At 59.2% G+C, this 1,444-nt stretch carries 1 protein-coding gene and 1 pseudogene; both read right to left on the bottom strand.

The window, feature by feature from the left end; translation table 11 throughout:
- Window positions 1-977 (bottom strand): hypothetical protein (locus AB4Z51_RS44890; RefSeq protein ID WP_441499763.1); only part of this gene is annotated, 977 nt, incomplete at its 3' end.
- Between the two features lie 352 nt (window positions 978-1,329).
- Window positions 1,330-1,444 (bottom strand): annotated as a pseudogene (locus AB4Z51_RS44895) (Ku protein); the annotation flags it as partial.

Consider the following 1,444-nt stretch of genomic DNA (forward strand, 5'->3'; position numbering starts at 1 on the left):
GAATAAAGATGATTGGGGTCCTTCGTCAGCGCGCCGAGATGCTTGATGAAGTCAGCGACCTCGTTGCTTAGGTACTCCCGATCGCCGCGGGGGCCCAAGCTGGAAGCCGGCTTGGTTTGGGCAGATCGCTTGTTGAGCTCTACGAACGTCGCGTTGATCTCGTTTTCGTAAACTAGCAGCTCGATCTTCATACGCGATGCATCGGCGGGCTTTTGAAACGCATGATGTTCGACGATCCATTTGAATGGGTAGTGTCGCCACTGATCGCGACGGGCACCGTCCCAGCCCTCGCCATCGAAGGGCAACTTGCGACCTGTTGCCTCGGTCATCCGCGCGCGACCCTTTGGCCCCATCCACATGGGTGGCGTCGTATAGGCGAGCGTCAGTGTTCTGCTGTAGTACCAGAGCTCGAGTCCCTTGGGGCAATCGAGCCGATCGGCAAGCTCAATCATACCGCGGATACGCTTTCCCCTCTTCCCCGGGATTTCCTTGGCCACTAAGTGCATCCAGGGAAGAAGACGCTCGAGCTGCACGCATTTCGCCGATGCAACGCGCGTCCTGCTGGCCTTCACAACGACCGGCTCAGTTATGTCAATGAAGTCGGGAGCGAAAAACCTGATGCCCATCACCCACCTGTCGACGGCATGCGGGTCGACCCGTCGGAAAAGGATCGCTGTCAGTCGCACCTTGCCCTGAAACGGGGTGTCCATGGCCAATAGGGCGGTGTGGATCTTCTGAAGATCTCCAGACGCCCGCACCAGAGCCCTCGCGAAGCGACCGCCATCGCTGCGATAGACAATCCTGTGCCGCAGTTGATGGGCCACATCCGCTGCGAACTGGTCGAAGGCACCTATCTGGACGAGAATATTATCGACGGTGCCCAGGTAAGTATCGCCACGTTCGCGTGCATCGTTGGCGCGTTTTTCGAGCACCTCCATCGGAGTATGGTCGATTCCCCTAGGTCCCGGATCGCTCATGGTGCCCTCCGACTGCCTTCGACAGTGTCAGTATAGGCGTTCGGGCTTTCCGCGACCAAGGGACTGCCGAGGCTTTGCCCGCGGTGCAGGTGATCGATCTACAGCAGGGCCCAAAGCAGGCTGAAAAGCAAAGACCCCGAAGGATGCTCCTTCGAGGTCTTTGGGAGACTGGAAAAGGGGCGCCTACTTGTACAATGGCCATCTGGCCGGACACTGACACAGTATGGGCAAAACCTTGTATATCCGAGATGATGCCGATCGTGAAGGTCATCGAAGCGTCCGGTTGATGCACTTTATCGCGCGTTGGGCCGCAGCTTCCTGATGCACCGCCGGAACCCCGGACATCGGCCGCCTAAGCCGACTTCCGCCGCTGGCCCGTCGCGGGTTTCTTCGCCGCTGCTTCCTTCGCCGGCTTCTTGCCTCGGATCGGCATCAACATCTCTTTCTGGCCCGCAGCCGCCTTGCGC

This window comes from Bradyrhizobium sp. 2TAF36, assembly GCF_052114925.1.
GTDB classification, from domain to species: Bacteria; Pseudomonadota; Alphaproteobacteria; order Rhizobiales; family Xanthobacteraceae; genus Bradyrhizobium; species Bradyrhizobium barranii.